This is a genomic window from Pseudomonas sp. GNP012 (genome assembly GCF_054343835.1).
Map to the genome: position 1 here is coordinate 5,228,219 of NZ_JBTGUU010000001.1, position 19,656 is coordinate 5,247,874.

Below are 19,656 nucleotides of genomic sequence, written 5' to 3' on the forward strand. Positions count from 1 at the left end.
CACAGTTGGCTGTACGGCCAAGGTTAAAGCTCAAGGGTGCTGCACTGAAGGTCACGGCTTCCGGTAACAGAGCAGGACATTTCCCAAAGAATTGCCCTACCCGGGACGGATCAGTCGCGTAAAGCATGGGTGGGTAACGCTTCCTACAACGCCCTTCACTTTCACCTGAGCGACATGTTCATAAAGGAATGCGCGATATCCAACATTTCCGCTGTTTTGCCGATGAGAACCGGTGCTATTTTCGGTAACGAAACTGTAACATTCGCAACCGCAGTCAAAACAAGAAATCTGGAGCTCTTGAATGTTTGCTTTCTTTCGTCCTGCCGCACATCAGGCTCCATTGCCTGAAGAAAAAATAGACAGCACCTACCGACGCCTGCGCTGGCAGATCTTCGCCGGCATCTTCATTGGCTATGCCGGTTACTACCTGCTGCGCAAGAACTTCTCCCTGGCCATGCCGTACCTGATCGACGAGGGTTACTCCCGCGGTCAGCTGGGGCTGGCGATGTCCGCCATCGCCATTGCCTACGGGCTGTCGAAGTTTCTCATGGGCCTGGTGTCCGACCGTTCCAACCCGCGTTTCTTCCTGCCATTCGGTCTGTTGGTGTCGGCTGGTGTGATGTTCATTTTCGGTTTCGCGCCATGGGCAACGTCCAGCGTGACCATGATGTTCATTCTGCTGTTCATTAACGGCTGGGCGCAGGGCATGGGTTGGCCGCCGAGCGGCCGGACCATGGTGCACTGGTGGTCACAGAAGGAGCGTGGCGGCGTGGTGTCCGTGTGGAACGTGGCGCACAACGTCGGCGGCGGCCTGATCGGCCCGCTGTTCCTGATCGGCATGGGCCTGTTCAATGACTGGCATGCGGCGTTCTACGTGCCGGCAGCGGTGGCACTGGCGGTAGCGGTGTTTGCCTTTGTGACCATGCGCGACACCCCGCAATCGGTTGGCCTGCCGCCGATCGAGCGGTACAAGAACGACTACCCGGAAGGCTACGATGCCAGCCACGAAGAGGAATTCAGCGCCAAGGAAATCTTCGTCAAATACGTGCTGCGCAACAAAATGCTCTGGTACATCGCCCTGGCCAACGTCTTTGTCTATCTGCTGCGCTACGGCGTACTGGACTGGGCACCGACCTACCTCAAGGAAGCCAAGGGCTTCACCGTGGATAAAACCTCGTGGGCGTATTTCTTCTACGAGTGGGCAGGTATCCCGGGCACCCTGCTGTGCGGCTGGATGTCGGACAAGATCTTCCGTGGCAACCGCGGCCTGACCGGCATGGTGTTCATGGCGCTGGTGACGGTCGCGACGCTGGTTTACTGGCTCAACCCGGCCGGCAACCCGATGATCGACATGATTGCGCTGCTTTCCATCGGCTTCCTGATCTACGGCCCGGTCATGCTGATCGGCCTGCAGGCGCTGGAGCTTGCACCGAAGAAAGCGGCCGGTACGGCGGCGGGCTTCACCGGCCTGTTCGGTTACCTGGGCGGTTCGGTCGCGGCCAGTGCAGCGATGGGCTACACCGTGGACCATTTCGGTTGGGACGGCGGTTTCGTGCTGCTGGTGGGCGCCTGCCTGCTGGCGATGGCCTTCCTGGCCCCGACACTGCGTCACAAACAAGTCGCCAGTCAGGGCCGCGAAGCACTCGCTTGATCGGCCTTTGATTTACAGCGCTTGAGCCGCGCCTCCAGATTCCGGTCTGGCATGGCGTGGCTACGCAGGGCGTGCGCGGTCTGCTCGACATAATCGCGAGTGGTGCCGTAACGCCCGCAAGCGTTTTCGAACACATGGCTCAACACATGGTCCGGCAGGTTGCCGGCATAGCTGGGCAGATGTCGCTCCAGCACAAACCCCAAGGCCTGAACCTGGCTGCCATCTTCGAGTCGGCAGTTAAGCCAGTGCGGGCGGTAGGAAGGAAATGGCATCTCGCGCTGCCAAAGTGCGTACAGCGACGCTTCGAGTTGCTCTTCGGGCAAGCGATAGGCGAAACCGCTGCAAGAGCCACCGCGATCCAGTCCGAACACCAGGCCGGGCATTTCCGGGGTGCCGCGATGTTCGTGGGACCACAGGTACAACCCGCGATGGTAGCCATGCACCCGGCCGCGAACCCGTTCAACCGCCGTGCATTCAGGCCGCCAGATCAGCGAGCCGTAGGCAAACAGCCACACCGGCCCACCCTTGTGACGGGCCATGGTCGACTGCATCGAGCTGAGCAATTGTTCGTGAGTGAGCTGCGGCCCCAGATCGAGCCGCGGAGGGTAAGCCAGATTCAAAAAAGCAGATTCGATGGCGCTCATGGCGAATAGCGTTCAGCTCCCCGCGGGTGAAGAATTACTTAATAGAACGCACAGCTGTAACAATAAGGCACATATGTTTTAAGGCAATTTGAATGCCATGGCACAGTTCTTAATTAATTGCCTGACTGGAATATAACCTACCGGCATTTATATAAAGTTATAAATACCGATGGGCTATATAGCAGGTTATAAACCTATAACCCTGTAGGAGCGAGCTTGCTCCGGGCGGCGTTCCGACGATGGACTCAAGAACGCTGCGGGCAGCCTGACTTCCCGCGTAATCGTTAACGACCATCGCGAGCAGGCTCGCTCCTACGGGAGGGTGTAGGATCAGGATCTAGGTGCGTAGGCAAATACGTCGGCGCGCATCTGATGGGCGTCCATCCCCGCCTCGACCAACGCATCCAGGGTGCCGTAGACCATGGCCGGCGAGCCACTGGCGTAGACATGCAGGGCCTTGAGATCGGGAAAGTCTTCACAGACCGCTTCATGCAACATGCCGCAGCGCCCTTCCCAACCGCATTGATCGCTGACGACCTTGTGCAGGAACAGGTTGGGCAATTTCAGCCATTCGTTCCAGTGCTCGACTTGATAAAAGTCTTCTGGACGACGCACGCCCCAATACAAATGCACCGGATGCTTGAAACCCGTGGCCCGGCAATGTTCGATCAGGCCGTGAACCTGGCCCATGCCGGTACCGGCGGCAATCAGCACGAGAGGACCGTCCGGCAACTCTTCCAGGTGGGTATCGCCAAACGGCAACTCGACCCGCACCATGCTGTTGCGCTGGAGCTGCTCGATCAGGCTCAGCGCACTGGATTCGCGCGCCAGTACGTGGATTTCCAGGTCGCGCCCCGCATGCGGTGCAGAGGCGAGGGAGAAGGCGGACTTTTCGCCGTTCTCGCGCTCGATCATCAGGTACTGCCCGGCGTGGTAGCGCGGCGGTTTGCCGGCCGGAGCCCGCAGACGCACGCGCCAGGTATCGCCGCCCACGTCCTTGCACTCAATGACCTGACACGACACGCTGCGCACCGGCAGTTCTCCCAAGGCGAGCACGCCATCCCACAGCACGATGCAGTCTTCCAGCGGCTCCGCTATGCAAGTGTAGAACTCGCCATGATCACGCACATTGCCGGCCTGCTCGACCCGACCTTCCACCAGCAGCGCCGCGCACACGTGGCAATTGCCGTTGCGGCAACTTTGCGGGCATTCGTAGCCCAGTCGCCGCGCGCCATCGAGAATCCGCTCGCCGGGCAATATCTCAAGCACTGCTCCGGAGGGCTGCAAGGTTACACGCATCAATCTATTCCTAACTGATTCCAGATGGCATCGATCCGCTGGGTCACCGCATCGTCCTTGACGATGACACGGCCCCACTCACGGGTGGTTTCGCCCGGCCATTTATGCGTGGCATCAAGGCCCATTTTCGACCCCAGGCCGGACACCGGCGAAGCGAAGTCCAGGTAGTCGATCGGTGTGTTGTCGATCATCACCGTGTCACGCTTGGGGTCCATGCGCGTGGTGATGGCCCAGATCACGTCATTCCAGTCCCGGGCGTTGATATCGTCGTCGGTGACGATAACGAACTTGGTGTACATGAACTGTCGCAAAAACGACCAGACACCTAGCATTACCCGCTTGGCATGGCCCGGATACGACTTTTTCATGGTCACGATGGCCATGCGGTACGAGCAACCTTCGGGTGGCAGGTAGAAATCGGTGATCTCCGGGAACTGCTTCTGCAGGATCGGCACGAACACTTCGTTCAGCGCGACGCCGAGGATCGCCGGCTCATCCGGCGGGCGGCCGGTGTAGGTGCTGTGGTAGATCGGCTTGATCCGGTGGGTGATGCGCTCGACGGTGAACACCGGGAAGCTGTCGACTTCGTTGTAGTAACCGGTGTGGTCGCCGTACGGGCCTTCATCGGCCATCTCGCCCGGATGGATCACGCCTTCAAGGATGATTTCGGCGGTGGCCGGCACTTGCAGGTCGTTGCCGCGGCATTTCACCAGCTCAGTGCGGTTACCGCGCAACAGGCCGGCGAAGGCGTATTCGGAAAGGCTGTCGGGCACCGGGGTAACGGCGCCGAGGATGGTCGCCGGGTCTGCACCCAATGCAACGGCAACAGGAAAAGGTTGGCCCGGATGCTTTTCGCACCACTCGCGATAGTCCAGTGCACCGCCACGGTGGCTCAGCCAGCGCATGATGACTTTATTGCGGCCAATCACCTGTTGACGGTAGATACCGAGGTTCTGTCGGTCCTTGTTCGGCCCCTTGGTGACGGTCAGGCCCCAGGTGATCAGCGGCGCGACGTCGCCTGGCCAGCAGGTCTGCACCGGCAACTTCGCGAGGTCGACGTCGTCGCCTTCGATGACCACTTCCTGGCAGATCGCATCTTTGACCACCTTGGGCGCCATCGAGATGATCTTGCGGAAGATCGGCAGCTTGGACCAGGCATCCTTCAGGCCTTTCGGCGGCTCGGGCTCCTTGAGGAACGCCAGCAGTTTGCCGATCTCGCGCAGTTCACTCACCGCTTCCGCGCCCATGCCCAGTGCTACGCGCTCAGGTGTACCGAACAGGTTGCCGAGCACAGGAATGTCAAAACCCGTGGGCTTTTCGAAAAGCAGGGCCGGGCCTTTGGCGCGCAAGGTGCGGTCGCAGATCTCGGTCATTTCCAGTACTGGGGACACCGGAACCTGAATGCGCTTGAGTTCGCCGCGCTGTTCCAGCCCGCTGATAAAGTCGCGCAAGTCGCGATACTGCATGCGTAAGCCTCGTGTTTGGCCGTGGCGTTCGGGGCAGGCAGTTTAGCGCCGAACCCTTCGGTTCAGAACCACGAACTGCCACCTGATCAAAAATCGGATAGCAAAAAGCCGGGTTTCCCCGGCTTTTTGTGCCTGCTCGACTTACTTGCGTTTCATCGACAGGAAGAACTCATCGTTGGTCTTGGTCGTTTTCAGCTTGTCGACCAGGAACTCGATGGCAGCCACTTCATCCATCGGATGCAGCAGCTTGCGCAGGATCCACATGCGCTGCAGCTCGTCGTCGGCGGTCAGCAACTCTTCGCGGCGGGTGCCGGAACGGTTGATGTTGATGGCCGGGAACACGCGCTTTTCAGCGATGCGGCGATCCAGAGGCAGCTCCATGTTGCCGGTGCCTTTGAATTCCTCGTAGATCACTTCGTCCATCTTCGAGCCGGTTTCAACCAGCGCGGTGGCGATGATGGTCAGCGAGCCGCCTTCTTCGATGTTCCGCGCGGCGCCGAAGAAACGTTTCGGTTTTTCCAGGGCGTGGGCATCGACACCACCGGTCAGTACCTTGCCGGAGCTCGGGATCACGGTGTTGTAGGCACGGGCCAGACGGGTGATGGAGTCGAGCAGGATCACCACGTCTTTCTTGTGCTCGACCAGGCGCTTGGCCTTCTCGATCACCATTTCGGCAACCTGCACGTGGCGGGTTGGCGGCTCGTCGAACGTCGAGGCAACCACTTCGCCGCGCACGGTGCGCTGCATTTCGGTTACTTCTTCCGGACGTTCATCGATCAGCAGCACGATCAGGTGAACTTCAGGGTTGTTACGCGCGATGTTCGCGGCAATGTTCTGCAGCATGATCGTCTTGCCCGCTTTCGGCGGAGCAACGATCAGACCGCGCTGGCCTTTGCCGATCGGGGCGCACAGGTCGATGACGCGACCGGTCAAGTCTTCGGTGGAACCGTTACCGGCTTCCATCTTCATGCGCACGGTCGGGAACAGCGGGGTCAGGTTCTCGAAGAGAATCTTGTTTTTCGCGTTTTCCGGACGGTCGAAGTTGATCGTGTCGACCTTGAGCAGCGCGAAATAACGCTCGCCTTCCTTTGGAGGGCGGATCTTGCCAACGATGGTGTCACCGGTGCGCAAGTTGAAACGACGGATCTGGCTCGGCGAGACGTAGATATCGTCTGGACCGGCGAGATAGGAAGCGTCAGCGGAGCGCAGGAAGCCGAAGCCGTCCTGGAGAATCTCCAGCACGCCATCACCGGAGATTTCCTCACCGCTTTTCGCGTGCTTCTTGAGCAGGGAGAAAATCACGTCCTGCTTGCGCGAACGGGCCATATTTTCTATGCCCATCTGTTCGGCCAATTCGAGCAGTTCGGTAATCGGCTTTTGCTTGAGTTCAGTCAGATTCATATAGGAATGACGTAATCATTTATGGAGGGGGGAAATTAAGCTTTTGGCTTAATGAGGCCGCGCCGCAGAGAAGGCGACAGGATCGCGTACTTATTCGAAAAGGAGTGCGTCGGCGACGGCTAGCAGGGGGCAATGGAGAAACCAGTGCGGGGCCGAATGTACCACCTGAGTTTAGGAGCGTCTAGCCCTGAATACGCAAAAAGCCCCGCTATTTGCGGGGCTTTTTCAGGACACTTTGCAACGACGCTTAGATGTTGGCGTCGAGGAAGGCAGCCAGTTGCGACTTCGACAGTGCGCCGACCTTGGTCGCTTCAACGTTGCCGTTCTTGAACAGCATCAGGGTCGGGATACCACGCACGCCATGCTTGGCCGGGGTTTCCTGGTTTTCGTCGATGTTCAGTTTGGCGACGGTCAGCTTGCCTTTGTAGGTCTCGGCAATTTCGTCCAGAACAGGAGCGATCATTTTGCAAGGACCGCACCACTCAGCCCAGTAATCGACCAGTACAGCGCCTTCAGCCTTGAGTACGTCGGCCTCGAAGCTAGCGTCGCTAACGTGTTTGATAAGATCGCTGCTCATGGAATTCTCCAGGGTTGTAAGCAAAAAAACGTGGCCCATCATAGCTGCCCTTCCCTCGTTCAGGAAGCTGCATATGATTGAGTCTCGCTATGGTGTTCCATGAGTTTGGGTATAGCCCGGGTCACACCGTAGCGGGAGCGATGAAGGCGATTCCGGTGCGCAACGCCGCGTTGCGCACGTGCTCGTGCATGGCTTTTTGCGCGGCGCCAGAGGCACGGCGGGCCAGCGCGCGAAGGATCTTGCGGTGCTCCTGCCAGGTTTCCATGGCCCGCTCGGCCCGGATGAACGGTAGTTTCTGGCTTTCCAGGAAGATATCGGCGCTGGCGGTGAGGATACTCAACATTGCCTGATTGCCGCTGGCCAGCAGGATGCGCCGGTGGAATTCGAAGTCCAGGCGCGCCGCCGCTTCGAAATCAGCGGCTTTGAGTTCGTTGCGCATGGCGGCGACATTGTCTTCCAGCGCATCGAGTTCCTCGGTGCTCAAGGTCACGGCCGCCAGCCCCGCGGCAAACCCCTCCAGCGCGTAGCGCAACTGGAAGATATCCAGCGGCGAAGCCTGCGCCGCAAACGGCCAGCCCGGTGCGGCCTCGCCTCGCGGCAACTCCACCGGCGCCTGTACGAACACGCCTTTGCCCGGCTGGATGCTGATGACACCCAGCGCACTCAGGGACGACAACGCCTCGCGCAAAGAAGCCCGGCTTACGCCCAGCTGTACCGCCAGGTCCCGTTGCGAGGGCAAGGCATCCCCCGGCCCGAAGCCCTGTTCGGTAATCAGTTTGCGGATGGCTTGCAGCGCCACTTCGGGTACGGCGCGGGAGATCGAGTTCATGGTTTTCCAGACGAACCAGGCCAATGTGCGCTCAGTTGTAAAGCTATTCGCGACGCCCGGCAAGTCGTGCCCCATGGGGGTTCGGCGATTTCCCCGGCTGCGCCATCGGGGTGCGAAACACAACCTGACTGTTCAGACCAGTAAGACCGTTCGGCACCAGCAAAACCGCGCTCTGGCGCCCCCAAGACCCTATGTTGGCATGGCCCATGCTCTGTCGATCGGCAGAAATCACTTCTTGCCGATTTGGAGATTTGCCATGACCCAGCGTTTCAGCGCCCTCCTCGCAGCCCTGTTTGCCAGCCTGATGATGACCCAGGCACCCGCCCACGCCGACGGTCTGGAGGATGTGGTCAAGCGCGGCGTCCTCAAGGTGGCCGTGCCCCAGGACTTCCCGCCCTTCGGCTCGGTCGGGCCGGATATGAAGCCCCGTGGCCTCGATATCGACACCGCGAAACTGCTGGCCGACCAGCTCAAGGTCAAACTCGAACTGACCCCGGTCAACAGCACCAACCGCATCCCGTTTCTCACCACCGGCAAGGTCGACCTGGTGATTTCCAGCCTCGGCAAGAACCCGGAGCGCGAGAAGGTCATCGACTTCTCCCGCGCCTACGCGCCCTTCTACCTCGCCGTATTCGGTCCGCCAGACGCCGACATCAAGACCCTGGACGACCTCAAGGGCAAGACCATCAGCGTCACCCGCGGCGCCATCGAAGACATCGAGCTGACCAAGGTCGCCCCCGAAGGCGTGACCATCAAGCGCTTCGAAGACAACAACTCGACCATCGCCGCGTACCTGGCGGGCCAGGTCGACCTGATCGCCAGCGGCAACGTGGTGATGGTCGCGATCAGCGAGAAAAGCCCGAAACGCGTGCCGGCGCTGAAAGTGAAGCTCAAGGATTCGCCGGTCTACGTCGGTGTGAACAAGAACGAGCCGGCGCTGCTGGACAAGGTCAACCAGATTCTCGTCACCGCCAAGAGCGACGGTGCACTGGAGAAAAACGCCCTGACCTGGCTGAAAGAACCACTGCCGGCCGACCTCTGATCTCGCGCGCAGGAGAGACGTTATGGCTTATCAGTTCGACTTCTTGCCGGTGGTGAACAACACCGATCTGTTGCTGCGCGGTGCGTTGTTCACCCTTGAGCTGACCGCCATCGGCGCTGTGCTCGGCGTGGGTCTGGGCATCGTCGGGGCGCTGGTGCGGGCGTGGAACATCCGGCCTTTCGCGGGGATTTTCGCGGTCTACGTCGAGTTGATCCGCAATACGCCCTTCCTGGTGCAGCTGTTTTTCATCTTTTTCGGCTTGCCGTCCCTGGGCGTGCAGATTTCCGAATGGCAGGCGGCGGTGCTGGCGATGGTGATCAACCTCGGCGCCTATTCGACCGAGATCATCCGCGCCGGCATCCAGGCGATCCCCCGGGGTCAGCTGGAAGCTGCGGCGGCACTGGCGATGACGCGCTTCGAAGCGTTCCGCCATGTGGTGCTGCTGCCGGCACTGGGCAAAGTCTGGCCGGCCCTGAGCAGCCAGATCATTATCGTCATGCTCGGCTCGGCGGTGTGCTCGCAGATCGCCACCGAAGAGTTGAGCTTCGCCGCCAACTTCATTCAGTCGCGCAACTTCCGCGCCTTTGAAACCTACGCCCTGACGACCTTGCTCTATCTGTGCATGGCGCTACTGATCCGCCAGTTGCTGAACTGGATAGGCCAACGGTTCATCGCAAGGAGCAGCCGATGAGTGATTTCACTTTCTGGGACATCGTGCGCAACCTGCTCACCGGCCTGCAATGGACGCTGGCGCTGTCGCTGGTGGCGTTCATTGGCGGCGGGCTGATCGGCTTGCTGATCATGGTCATGCGCATCTCGGGCAAATCCCTGCCGCGCAGCTTTGCCCGCACCTACATCGAATTGTTCCAGGGCACGCCGCTACTGATGCAGCTGTTCCTGGTGTTTTTCGGCGTGGCCCTGGCCGGACTGGAGATTTCGCCGTGGATGGCGGCGGCGATCGCCCTGACGCTATTCACCAGCGCCTACCTGGCGGAGATCTGGCGCGGCTGCGTCGAGTCAATCCCCAACGGCCAGTGGGAAGCCTCGGCGAGCCTGGCGCTGAACCCGCTGGAACAATTGCGCCACGTGATCCTGCCCCAGGCACTGCGCATCGCCGTGGCACCGACCGTGGGCTTCTCGGTGCAAGTGGTCAAGGGCACCGCCGTCACCTCGATCATCGGCTTCACCGAACTGACCAAGACCGGCGGCATGCTCGCCAACGCGACCTTCGAACCCTTCATGGTCTATGGCCTCGTCGCCCTCGGTTATTTCCTGCTCTGCTACCCCCTGTCGCTCAGTGCGCGCTACCTGGAAAGGAGACTGCATGCCTCTGCTTAGAATTTCCGCCCTGCATAAATACTACGGCGACCATCATGTGCTCAAAGGCATCGACCTGAGCATCGAGGAAGGCCAGGTGGTGGCGATCATCGGCCGCAGTGGCTCGGGCAAATCCACCTTGCTGCGCACCCTCAACGGCCTGGAGTCGATCAACGACGGTGTGATCGAAGTTGACGGCGAATACCTCGACGCCGCCCGCGCCGACCTGCGCAGCCTGCGACAGAAAGTCGGCATGGTGTTCCAGCAGTTCAACCTGTTCCCGCACCTGACCGTGGGTGAGAACGTCATGCTGGCGCCGCAAGTGGTGCAGAAGGTGCCAAAGGCCAAGGCTGCCGAATTGGCGCGACAGATGCTGGAGCGGGTAGGCCTGGGTGAAAAGTTCGATGCTTTTCCGGATCGGCTGTCCGGCGGCCAGCAACAGCGGGTGGCGATTGCCCGCGCCCTGGCGATGTCGCCGAAAGTGTTGCTGTGCGATGAAATCACCTCGGCCCTGGACCCGGAGCTGGTCAATGAAGTGCTGAGCGTGGTCCGGCAACTGGCCAGGGAAGGCATGACACTGATCATGGTCACTCACGAAATGCGCTTCGCCCGGGAGGTTGGGGACAAGTTGGTGTTCATGCACCAAGGCAAGGTGCATGAGGTGGGGGATCCGAAAGTTTTGTTCGCCAATCCGCAGACGGCGGAGCTGGCGAACTTCATTGGGATGGTTGAAGCGGCGGTCTGAAGATCTGCGGTGCTATTGACGCCGTCTTCGCGGGCAAGCCCGCTCCCACAGGGTCTTGTGCTGAAATACGATTGCGTATTCGCTGCAAAAACCTGTGGGAGCGGGCTTGCCCGCGAAGAGGCCAGTGGCCGCGCCACTAGAGCCCCGTGGTAAAAGATCGCAGCCTTCGGCAGCTCCTACGCGTTGGCGGCAGCCTTTGATCGTGGCACGATGTCGAGGTTATCGACCGAGACCCCCGACCATGCCGCAATCCCAAGCCAAGAATCTGTCCCTGATCGCCGCAATCGACCTGGGCTCCAACAGCTTTCACATGGTCGTGGCCAAGGCCCAGAACGGCGAAATCCGTATTCTCGAGCGTCTCGGGGAGAAGGTTCAGCTGGCCGCCGGCATCGACGAAGAACGCCATCTCAACGAAGAATCGATGCAGCGCGGGCTCGATTGCCTCAAGCGCTTCGCCCAACTGATCAACGGTATGCCCACGGGGGCCGTGCGCATCGTCGGCACCAACGCCCTGCGTGAAGCCCGCAACCGCGCCGAATTCATCCATCGCGCCGAAGAAATTCTCGGCCACCCGGTGGAAGTCATTTCCGGCCGCGAAGAAGCGCGCCTGATCTACCTCGGCGTGTCCCATACCCTCGCCGACACCCCGGGCAAGCGCCTGGTGGCCGACATCGGCGGCGGCAGTACCGAATTCATCATTGGCCAGCGCTTCGAACCACTGCTGCGCGAAAGCCTGCAGATGGGTTGCGTCAGCTACACCCAGCGCTATTTCAAGGACGGCAAGATCACCCCGGCCCGCTACGCCCAGGCGTACACGGCGGCGCGGCTGGAGATCATGAGCATCGAGCACGCCCTGCACCGCCTGACCTGGGATGAAGCCATCGGCTCCTCGGGCACCATCCGCGCCATCGGTCTGGCGCTGAAGGCTGGCGGCCACGGCACCGGCGAGGTCAACGCCGAAGGCCTGGCCTGGCTCAAGCGCAAACTGATCAAGCTGGGCGATGTCGAAAAAATCGATTTCGAAGGTATCAAACCGGATCGCCGGGCGATCTTCCCGGCGGGCCTTGCGATACTCGAAGCGATCTTCGACTCCCTCGAACTGCAACGCATGGATCACTGCGAAGGCGCCCTGCGCGAAGGCGTGCTCTATGACTTGCTGGGCCGCCACCATCACGAGGACGTGCGCGAACGTACCCTCACTTCGTTGATGGAGCGCTACCACGTCGATCAGGATCAGGCGGCAAGGGTCGAGCGCAAGGCGCTGCATGCGTTTGACCAGGTGGCCGAAGACTGGGACCTGGAAGACGGCGTCTGGCGCGAACTGCTGGGCTGGGCGGCCAAGGTCCATGAAGTGGGCCTGGACATCGCTCACTACCAGTACCACAAGCACGGCGCCTACCTGATCGAGCACTCGGACCTCGCCGGGTTCTCCCGCGAAGACCAGTTGATGCTCGCGCTGCTGGTACGCGGCCACCGTCGCAACATTCCAAAGGACAAGTTCGCCGATTTCGGCGACGACGGCGTCAAATTGATTCGTCTGTGCGTGCTACTGCGTTTTGCGATCCTGTTCCACCACATCCGCGGCACCCAGCAAATGCCCCAGGTGGAACTGAACGCCTATGGCAACAGCCTGGAAGTGGTGTTCCCGGAGAACTGGCTGGACGAAAACCAGCTGACCCAGGCCGACTTTGAAATTGAAGCGCAATGGCTGACCCGGGTCGACATCGTGTTGACCGCTCGCTAAACCGCCGCCCCTGTAGGAGCGAGCTTGCTCGCGAAAAACCTGAAGGCAACGCGTTTATCCAGGCAGTACGCATCATCGTTCACGTCCATCGCGAGCAAGCTCGCTCCTACAGGGAACGGACAGCCGATACAAAAAAGGGCGATCCACATGGATCGCCCTTTTTTCACCCGCTAGTCCCGTTACCGCACCGCCAGAATCGGACTGCCCAAACGCTCCAGCAATGTCGCTTGGGCGCTGCGCGGGTTCTGGTTACCGGTCGGTGTGTTACGGACGTAACGACCGTCCGGCTGCAGGCTCCAGCTGTGGGTGTTATCGGTCAGATACAGCTCCAGCTCTTTCTTGACCCGCATGATCAGTTTCTTGCCTTCCACCGGGAAGCAAGTCTCGACGCGCTTGTCGAGGTTGCGCTCCATCCAGTCGGCACTGGAGAGGAACATCTGCTCATCGCCGCCGTTGAGGAAGTAGAAGACCCGGGTGTGCTCCAGGAAACGGCCAATGATCGAACGCACATGGATGTTGTGGGAAACCCCGGCGATGCCCGGCCGCAGGCAGCACATGCCACGCACCACCAGATCAATGCGCACGCCTGACTGGCTGGCCTTGTACAGCGCGCGGATGATCTTCGGATCGGTCAGCGAGTTGAACTTGGCGATGATGTGCGCCGGTTTGCCGTCGAGGGCGAACTGGGTTTCCCGGGCAATCATGTCGAGCATGCCCTTTTTCAGGGTGAACGGTGCGTGCAACAACTTCTTCATGCGCAGCGTCTTACCCATGCCGATCAACTGGCTGAACAATTTGCCGACGTCTTCGCACAAGGCGTCGTCGGAGGTCAGCAGGCTGTAGTCGGTGTACAGGCGGGCGTTGCCGGCGTGGTAGTTGCCGGTGCCGAGGTGCGCATAACGCACGATCTCGCCCGCTTCGCGACGCAGGATCAGCATCATCTTGGCGTGGGTCTTGAAGCCGACTACGCCGTAGATCACCACCGCACCGGCCGCTTGCAGTCGGCTGGCCAGTTGCAGGTTGGATTCTTCGTCGAACCGCGCACGCAATTCGATGACCGCCGTGACCTCCTTGCCGTTACGCGCCGCATCCACCAGCGCATCGACGATTTCCGAGTTGGCGCCGGAGCGGTACAGGGTCTGGCGCACCGCCAGTACGTGTGGGTCCTTGGCGGCCTGGCGCAGCAGGTCGACCACCGGGGTGAACGACTCGAACGGGTGCAGCAGCAGGATGTCCTGCTTGCTGATCACACTGAAAATGTTCTCGCTGTTCTGCAGCAGTTTCGGGATCTGCGGGGTGAACGGCAGGTATTGCAACTCGCGCTGGCTGTCCAGGCCGGTGATGCTGAACAGCCGTGTCAGGTTCACCGGACCGTTGACCTGGTACAACTCGGTCTCGCTCAGGTTGAACTGCTTGAGCAGGTAGTCGGACAGGTGTTTCGGGCAAGTGTCGGCCACTTCCAGGCGTACCGCGTCACCGTAGCGGCGGGAGAACAGCTCGCCGCGCAAGGCGCGGGCCAGGTCTTCGACGTCTTCGGAGTCCAGCGCGAGGTCGGCGTTGCGGGTCAGGCGGAACTGGTAGCAACCCTTGACCTTCATGCCCTGGAACAGGTCATCGGCGTGAGCGTGGATCATCGACGACAGGAATACATAGTTGTCGCCAGCGCCGCCGACTTCTTCCGGCACCTTGATGATGCGCGGCAGCAGGCGCGGTGCCGGGATGATCGCCAAACCGGAGTCGCGACCGAAGGCGTCGATACCTTCGAGCTCGACGATGAAGTTCAGGCTCTTGTTCACCAGCAAGGGGAACGGGTGCGTAGGGTCGAGGCCGATAGGGGTGATGATCGGTGCGATCTCGTCGCGGAAATAGCGGCGCACCCAGGTCTTGAGCTTGGTCGTCCAATTGCGGCGACGTATGAAGCGGACCTGATGTTTCTCCAGCTCCGGCAACAGAATGTCGTTGAGGATCGCGTACTGACGGTCGACGTGACCGTGTACCAGTTCGCTGATGCGCGCCAATGCCTGATGCGGTTGCAGACCATCGGCGCCTGCCTGTTCACGTGCGAAGGTGATCTGCTTCTTCAGGCCGGCAACGCGAATTTCGAAGAACTCGTCCAGGTTGCTGGAGAAGATCAGCAGAAACTTCAGCCGCTCCAGCAATGGGTAGGACTCGTCCAGCGCCTGCTCCAGCACGCGGATGTTGAACTGCAGTTGCGACAGTTCGCGGTGGATGTACAGGCTACTGTCATCCAGACCGGGAATGGCCACCGCCGGTGCTGTCGCAGCGGGTTCGACGACCGCCGCGGGCGGAGCTGGCTCCAGCTCCGGCGGGGTCTCGTCGACTTGCTCCACCACCGGTTGAGCGTCTTTTACGGCAACTTCAGTGAGTACTTCGGTATTCATCGAATGTTCCTGGGAGGGCTATTTTTGCTCTCGTAACAATTGAGCGGCACGAACGGCAAAGTACGTCAGGATGCCATCGGCACCTGCACGTTTGAAAGCGGTCAGCGACTCGAGGATAACCCCTTCGCTCAACCAGCCATTCTGGATTGCCGCCATGTGCATGGCATATTCGCCGCTGACTTGATAGACAAACGTCGGCACTTTGAATTCTTCTTTGACCCGGCACAGGATGTCGAGGTACGGCATGCCTGGCTTGACCATGACCATGTCCGCGCCTTCTGACAAGTCCGCCGCGACTTCGTGCAGGGCTTCGTTGCTGTTGGCCGGGTCCATCTGATAGGAGGCCTTGTTGGCCTTGCCCAGGTTCAGCGCCGAACCGACCGCATCGCGGAACGGGCCGTAATAGGCGCTGGCGTACTTGGCCGAGTAGGCCATGATCCGCACATTGACGTGACCGGCCACTTCAAGGGCTTCGCGGATCGCCTGGATGCGACCGTCCATCATGTCCGATGGGGCCACGACCTGAGCGCCGGCTTCGGCGTGGGACAGGGCTTGCCTGACCAGTGCGTCGACGGTGATGTCGTTCTGCACGTAGCCTTCTTCATCAAGAATGCCGTCCTGGCCGTGGGTGGTGAACGGATCCAGGGCGACGTCGGTGATCACGCCCAGCTCAGGGAATTGCGCACGCAGCGCACGGGTGGCGCGCTGGGCGATGCCCTCGGGGTTCCAGGCCTCCTCAGCATCCAGAGACTTGAGTTGCGAAGGCGTCACCGGGAACAGCGCCAGCGCCGGAATCCCCAGTTCGACCCACTTGGCCGCCTCTTCCAGCAACAGGTCGATGGTCAGGCGTTCGACGCCCGGCATCGAAGCCACCGCTTCGCGACGGTTTTCACCGTCCAGAACGAACACCGGCAGGATCAGGTCGTCGACGGTCAGGACGTTTTCACGGACCAGTCGACGCGAGAAGTCGTCACGACGGTTGCGGCGCAGGCGGGTTGCGGGGAACAGACGGTTGGCGGGGGTAAAGCTCACGGCAGACTCCTGAGCCCGCGCAGACGGGCGAGCGTGACAGTTATAAGTGCCCATTATGACGAACGTATGACAGTTATGTGCACCCTGCGACGTGTAGCCGCATTCCATTGTCGTTGTAGGAAATGTTCACGTCGAGACACATTTGGACACTTTCCTGAATGTGTCCGAAGGGTTAGGCTGCGCGTTCATTTCGCCAGCACCCAGACAATGCTCCAACAATTTCTGCATGACTTCGGCTACTTTGCCCTTTTTCTAGGCACGTTCTTCGAAGGCGAAACCATCCTGGTACTCGCGGGTTTCCTCGCGTTCCGTGGATACATGGACATCAACCTGGTGGTGGTCGTGGCCTTCTTCGGCAGCTATGCCGGCGACCAGCTGTGGTATTTCCTGGGACGCAAGCACGGTCGAAAACTGCTGGCGCGCAAGCCGCGCTGGCAGATGATGGGTGATCGGGCGCTGGAGCACATTCGCAAGCATCCGGACATCTGGGTACTGAGCTTCCGCTTCGTTTACGGTTTACGTACGGTCATGCCGGTGGCCATCGGGCTGTCGGGCTATCCGCCGGGCCGTTACCTGCTGCTCAACGGCATTGGCGCGGCGATCTGGGCCGCAGCCCTGGCAGCGGCCGCTTACCATTTTGGCGCAGTGCTCGAAGGCATGCTCGGCAGTGTGAAGAAGTACGAACTTTGGGTGCTCGGCGCCCTGCTGGTCCTGGGCCTCGTGCTGTGGCTGCGCCGGCGCTTCAAGAATGCCCGCCTGGCCAAGCAGGTCTATGCCGACGAGCAGGCCCTGAAAGCTGCGCGGTCCAATACCGAAGGCCCTACGACGCCAACCGAGTGATGCGGTTTCTGCAACAGTAGAGACCGATGCCGCTCAACAGGCTGTAACTGAGCAGGCCGACCCAGCCCACGGCGCTGGCCGGCCACAGCCCCACCATCGGGGCCAGCCATGCCAATGGCAGATTCGACGCCAGCCGTACCAGCTCCAGCTTCAACGCCCACGGGCGATTCTCCAGGGCCACGCCCAGCACAAACAGACCGAACGCCACCGCTCCCCAGCCCAGCACCAGGGCGGTGACTGACAGCTTCGGTTCGAGATTCATCAAGTAGCTGCCCAGTGCGATATAGACGCAGAACTGCAACAGGACGTAGCGCTGCAGACGCCCGTCCAGCGGCACCTCGAATTTGCGGAACTGGCTCAGGTCCGGCTTGTTCATCGGGTATCTGGCCGCCACGTCCGCCGGGCGCCAGCCCGTGCGCATGAACCAGATCCGCAGCTTGTCCCAGGTGCTTTCGGCACGCCGCGCATCGGCCCACAACTGCGCGTAGAACTGCACGTTCGCCCACAGGGGATTCCAGCTCGCCAGCGGCGTGGTCACGCCAAAGACCACCGGCTCGTTGTCGTCTTCTTCCTGGAACGAGCCGAACAGACGGTCCCAAATAATGAACACGCCGCCGTAGTTGCGATCCATGTAGAGAGCGTTCTGTGCATGGTGGGCCCGATGATTGGATGGCGTGACAAAAAACCATTCGAACCAGCCAAGCTTGGGAATGTGCCGTGTATGCACCCAGAACTGATACAGCAGGTTCAGCGCCGCGACACTGACGAACACCAGCAGCGGCACGCCAAACACCGCCATCGGCAGATAGAAGATCCAGCCCAGGAGGAATCCGGTACTGGTCTGGCGCAACGCCGTGGACAGGTTGTAGTCCTCGCTCTGGTGATGCACCGAATGCGCGGCCCAGAGAATGTTGCGCTCGTGGCCCAGGCGATGCAGCCAGTAGTAGCAGAAATCGTAGAAGACGAAGGCAAACACCCAGGTCCAGACGCTGTCGGCCGACAACTCGAACAGCGCCAGATGCTTGAAGGCGAACGCGTAGGTCACCAGTCCAATGCTTTTGGTCAGCAGTCCCGTGGTGGTCGACAGCACGCCGGTGCTGATGCTGTTGATCGCGTCAGCCACCCGATAGTTGCTCACCCCGCGCCTGTGGTCGGCCAGCAGTTCGAGGGCGATCAGTGCAAAGAAGAACGGCACCGCGTACAGAATGAAGTCCATGACGCGCCCTGATCGGAATCCTGAAGACAAATGCTATGTGTAACTGCGAATTAACCCTATGGCAACGAGTGACAAATTAGTGGACATTTAACGCCATGAATCTGGAGAAAAGCCCATGAGCAAAAAAGTTGCAGTGATCCTTTCCGGTTGTGGCGTGTACGACGGCGCCGAGCTCCACGAGAGCGTCATCACCCTGTTGCGCCTGGATCAACGCGGGGCGCAGGTGCAGTGCTTCGCACCGAACATCGCGCAGTTGCATGTAATCAATCACCTGACCGGCGAAGAAATGCCCGAAACGCGCAATGTGCTGGTCGAATCTGCGCGGATTGCCCGGGGCAACATCCAGGACATCCGTGACGCAAACGTCGATGACTTCGACGCGCTGATCGTGCCCGGCGGCTTCGGCTCAGCCAAGAACCTGTCCAACTTCGCCATTGAAGGTGCCGGCTGCACCGTTCAACCGGATGTCCTGGCCCTGACCGAAGCCTTTGCCGAGGCCGGCAAGCCGGTGGGGTTGATGTGCATTTCCCCTGCCCTGGCGGCCAAGATCTACGGTCCCGGCGTCACCTGCACCATTGGCAATGACACCGACACCGCTGCCGCGATGAACAAGATGGGCGCGACCCATACCGATTGCGCGGTCAGTGACATCGTCGAAGACAAGGCACGCAAACTGGTGAGCACCCCGGCCTACATGCTGGCGCAATCGATCAGTGAAGTGGCGTCGGGGATCAACAAGTTGGTAGACCGGGTACTGGAACTGACCCACGAAAACGACGCCTGACACACTGCAGGAGCGAGCTTGCTCCGGGCGGCGATCCGACGATGGATGTGAGAGCACCGCGTTCATCCAGCCAGCACTCGTCATCGTTGACGTCCATCGCGAGCAAGCTCGCTCCTACAGGGGTTCAGGCCTTGCGGGATAACCTGGTCAAGATCCGGTCCAGCGCATTGGCAAACGCCTGTTTCTCACGCTCGCCAAACGGCGCTGGCCCACCCCCCATCTGCCCCTGTTCGCGCAAATCGGTGAACAGGTTGCGCACCGCCAGCCGCTCCCCCATGTTCTGCGCGTCAAATTCCTTGCCCCGCGGGTCGAGCGCTGCCACGCCCTTCTTCACCAGACGATCGGCCAGCGGCACATCGCTACAGATCACCAGTTCACCAGGCACCGCGTGCTCCACCAGGTAATCGTCCGCCGCATCCGGGCCGCTCGGCACCACGATAAGCTTGACCAGCGCCAGCCCCGGCTTGGTCTGCGGCTGCCCGGCCACCAGCACCACTTCGAACTGGCGCTTGAGGGCGAACTTCACCACCAGATCCTTGGCCGCCCGTGGACAGGCATCGGCATCGATCCATACACGCATTGGTTTTTCCTCTGTTGAAAAGCATCACGGGCAGGCCAAGCGCCACTAAACCTGTGGGAGCGTGGCTTGCCCGCGAAAGTGAGCGAA

The 19,656-nt window shown here is 60.6% G+C and carries 18 protein-coding genes; 8 read left to right on the forward strand and 10 right to left on the reverse strand.

Translation table 11 applies throughout. The annotated features are described in order from the left end of the window. The first annotated feature begins 301 nt into the window (after positions 1–301). Positions 302–1,651, forward strand: coding sequence for a glycerol-3-phosphate transporter (gene glpT, locus ACXX83_RS23720; RefSeq protein ID WP_407800065.1), 1,350 nt, complete (start codon positions 302–304; stop codon positions 1,649–1,651). Here glpT and ACXX83_RS23725 read toward each other — a convergent pair. The 6 genes from ACXX83_RS23725 to ACXX83_RS23750 form a co-directional block, all read right to left on the reverse strand. After that, positions 1,627–2,295 carry a gamma-glutamylcyclotransferase gene (locus ACXX83_RS23725; protein ID WP_007978886.1) on the reverse strand — a complete coding sequence of 223 codons (669 nt, stop codon included), beginning with the start codon at positions 2,293–2,295 and terminating at the stop codon, positions 1,627–1,629. The genes glpT and ACXX83_RS23725 overlap by 25 nt on opposite strands. Positions 2,296–2,625: 330 nt before the next feature. Then, positions 2,626–3,594: a CDP-6-deoxy-delta-3,4-glucoseen reductase gene (locus tag ACXX83_RS23730; RefSeq protein WP_015097310.1), complete on the reverse strand. Its 969-nt coding sequence runs from the start codon at positions 3,592–3,594 to the stop codon at positions 2,626–2,628. After that, positions 3,594–5,060, reverse strand: a complete 1,467-nt coding sequence (gene ubiD / locus ACXX83_RS23735; RefSeq protein WP_015097311.1) for a 4-hydroxy-3-polyprenylbenzoate decarboxylase — start codon at positions 5,058–5,060, stop codon at positions 3,594–3,596. The genes ACXX83_RS23730 and ubiD overlap by 1 nt, the downstream gene beginning before the upstream one ends. A 141-nt stretch (positions 5,061–5,201) precedes the next feature. Next, complete coding sequence (rho, locus tag ACXX83_RS23740; RefSeq protein WP_003206716.1) at positions 5,202–6,461, reverse strand: transcription termination factor Rho; 1,260 nt, start codon at positions 6,459–6,461, stop codon at positions 5,202–5,204. Positions 6,462–6,708: 247 nt separating this feature from the next. Next, the gene (trxA, locus tag ACXX83_RS23745) at positions 6,709–7,038 is read right to left on the reverse strand and encodes a thioredoxin TrxA (protein WP_003206727.1); all 330 of its coding nucleotides are present in this window, start codon (positions 7,036–7,038) and stop codon (positions 6,709–6,711) included. 121 nt (positions 7,039–7,159) lie between these two features. Continuing rightward, positions 7,160–7,867 (reverse strand): FadR/GntR family transcriptional regulator, encoded by a 708-nt coding sequence (locus ACXX83_RS23750; protein ID WP_102673512.1) that lies wholly within the window; start codon positions 7,865–7,867, stop codon positions 7,160–7,162. Between the two features lie 256 nt (positions 7,868–8,123). On the opposite strand from ACXX83_RS23750, the gene ACXX83_RS23755 reads away from it, so the two are divergent. From ACXX83_RS23755 to ppx, 5 genes are all read left to right on the forward strand, one after another. Further along, complete coding sequence (locus ACXX83_RS23755) at positions 8,124–8,909, forward strand: transporter substrate-binding domain-containing protein (RefSeq protein WP_407800067.1); 786 nt, start codon at positions 8,124–8,126, stop codon at positions 8,907–8,909. Between the two features lie 22 nt (positions 8,910–8,931). After that, positions 8,932–9,600: an amino acid ABC transporter permease gene (locus tag ACXX83_RS23760; protein ID WP_007978873.1), complete on the forward strand. Its 669-nt coding sequence runs from the start codon at positions 8,932–8,934 to the stop codon at positions 9,598–9,600. Next, positions 9,597–10,247, forward strand: a complete 651-nt coding sequence (locus tag ACXX83_RS23765) for an amino acid ABC transporter permease (RefSeq protein ID WP_102699652.1) — start codon at positions 9,597–9,599, stop codon at positions 10,245–10,247. Before ACXX83_RS23760 ends, ACXX83_RS23765 begins: the two co-directional genes overlap by 4 nt. Continuing rightward, the gene (locus ACXX83_RS23770; protein ID WP_007978870.1) at positions 10,234–10,971 is read left to right on the forward strand and encodes an amino acid ABC transporter ATP-binding protein; all 738 of its coding nucleotides are present in this window, start codon (positions 10,234–10,236) and stop codon (positions 10,969–10,971) included. Before ACXX83_RS23765 ends, ACXX83_RS23770 begins: the two co-directional genes overlap by 14 nt. A gap of 241 nt (positions 10,972–11,212) precedes the next feature. Further along, a complete protein-coding gene (gene ppx / locus ACXX83_RS23775) occupies positions 11,213–12,715 on the forward strand; it encodes an exopolyphosphatase (protein ID WP_458549750.1) in 1,503 nt (500 codons plus the stop codon). Positions 12,716–12,894: 179 nt separating this feature from the next. Here the strand turns inward: ppx and ppk1 are convergent, their stop codons facing one another. Continuing rightward, complete coding sequence (gene ppk1 / locus ACXX83_RS23780) at positions 12,895–15,117, reverse strand: polyphosphate kinase 1 (RefSeq protein WP_015097316.1); 2,223 nt, start codon at positions 15,115–15,117, stop codon at positions 12,895–12,897. Positions 15,118–15,135: 18 nt separating this feature from the next. After that, a complete protein-coding gene (gene hemB / locus ACXX83_RS23785; protein WP_458549751.1) occupies positions 15,136–16,149 on the reverse strand; it encodes a porphobilinogen synthase in 1,014 nt (337 codons plus the stop codon). Between the two features lie 207 nt (positions 16,150–16,356). Here hemB and ACXX83_RS23790 point away from each other — a divergent pair, with 207 nt between their 5' ends. Next, positions 16,357–16,989, forward strand: coding sequence for a DedA family protein (locus tag ACXX83_RS23790; RefSeq protein ID WP_015097318.1), 633 nt, complete (start codon positions 16,357–16,359; stop codon positions 16,987–16,989). Here the strand turns inward: ACXX83_RS23790 and ACXX83_RS23795 are convergent. Next, positions 16,970–18,205, reverse strand: coding sequence for a sterol desaturase family protein (locus ACXX83_RS23795; protein ID WP_458549752.1), 1,236 nt, complete (start codon positions 18,203–18,205; stop codon positions 16,970–16,972). The genes ACXX83_RS23790 and ACXX83_RS23795 overlap by 20 nt on opposite strands. 115 nt (positions 18,206–18,320) lie before the next feature. Between ACXX83_RS23795 and elbB the strand changes: the two genes are divergently transcribed. Next, positions 18,321–18,989: an isoprenoid biosynthesis glyoxalase ElbB gene (gene elbB, locus ACXX83_RS23800; RefSeq protein WP_126048229.1), complete on the forward strand. Its 669-nt coding sequence runs from the start codon at positions 18,321–18,323 to the stop codon at positions 18,987–18,989. Between the two features lie 124 nt (positions 18,990–19,113). On the opposite strand, the gene ACXX83_RS23805 is transcribed toward elbB, so the two are convergent. Continuing rightward, positions 19,114–19,569 (reverse strand): YaiI/YqxD family protein, encoded by a 456-nt coding sequence (locus ACXX83_RS23805; RefSeq protein WP_116579716.1) that lies wholly within the window; start codon positions 19,567–19,569, stop codon positions 19,114–19,116. Positions 19,570–19,656 lie beyond the last annotated feature (87 nt).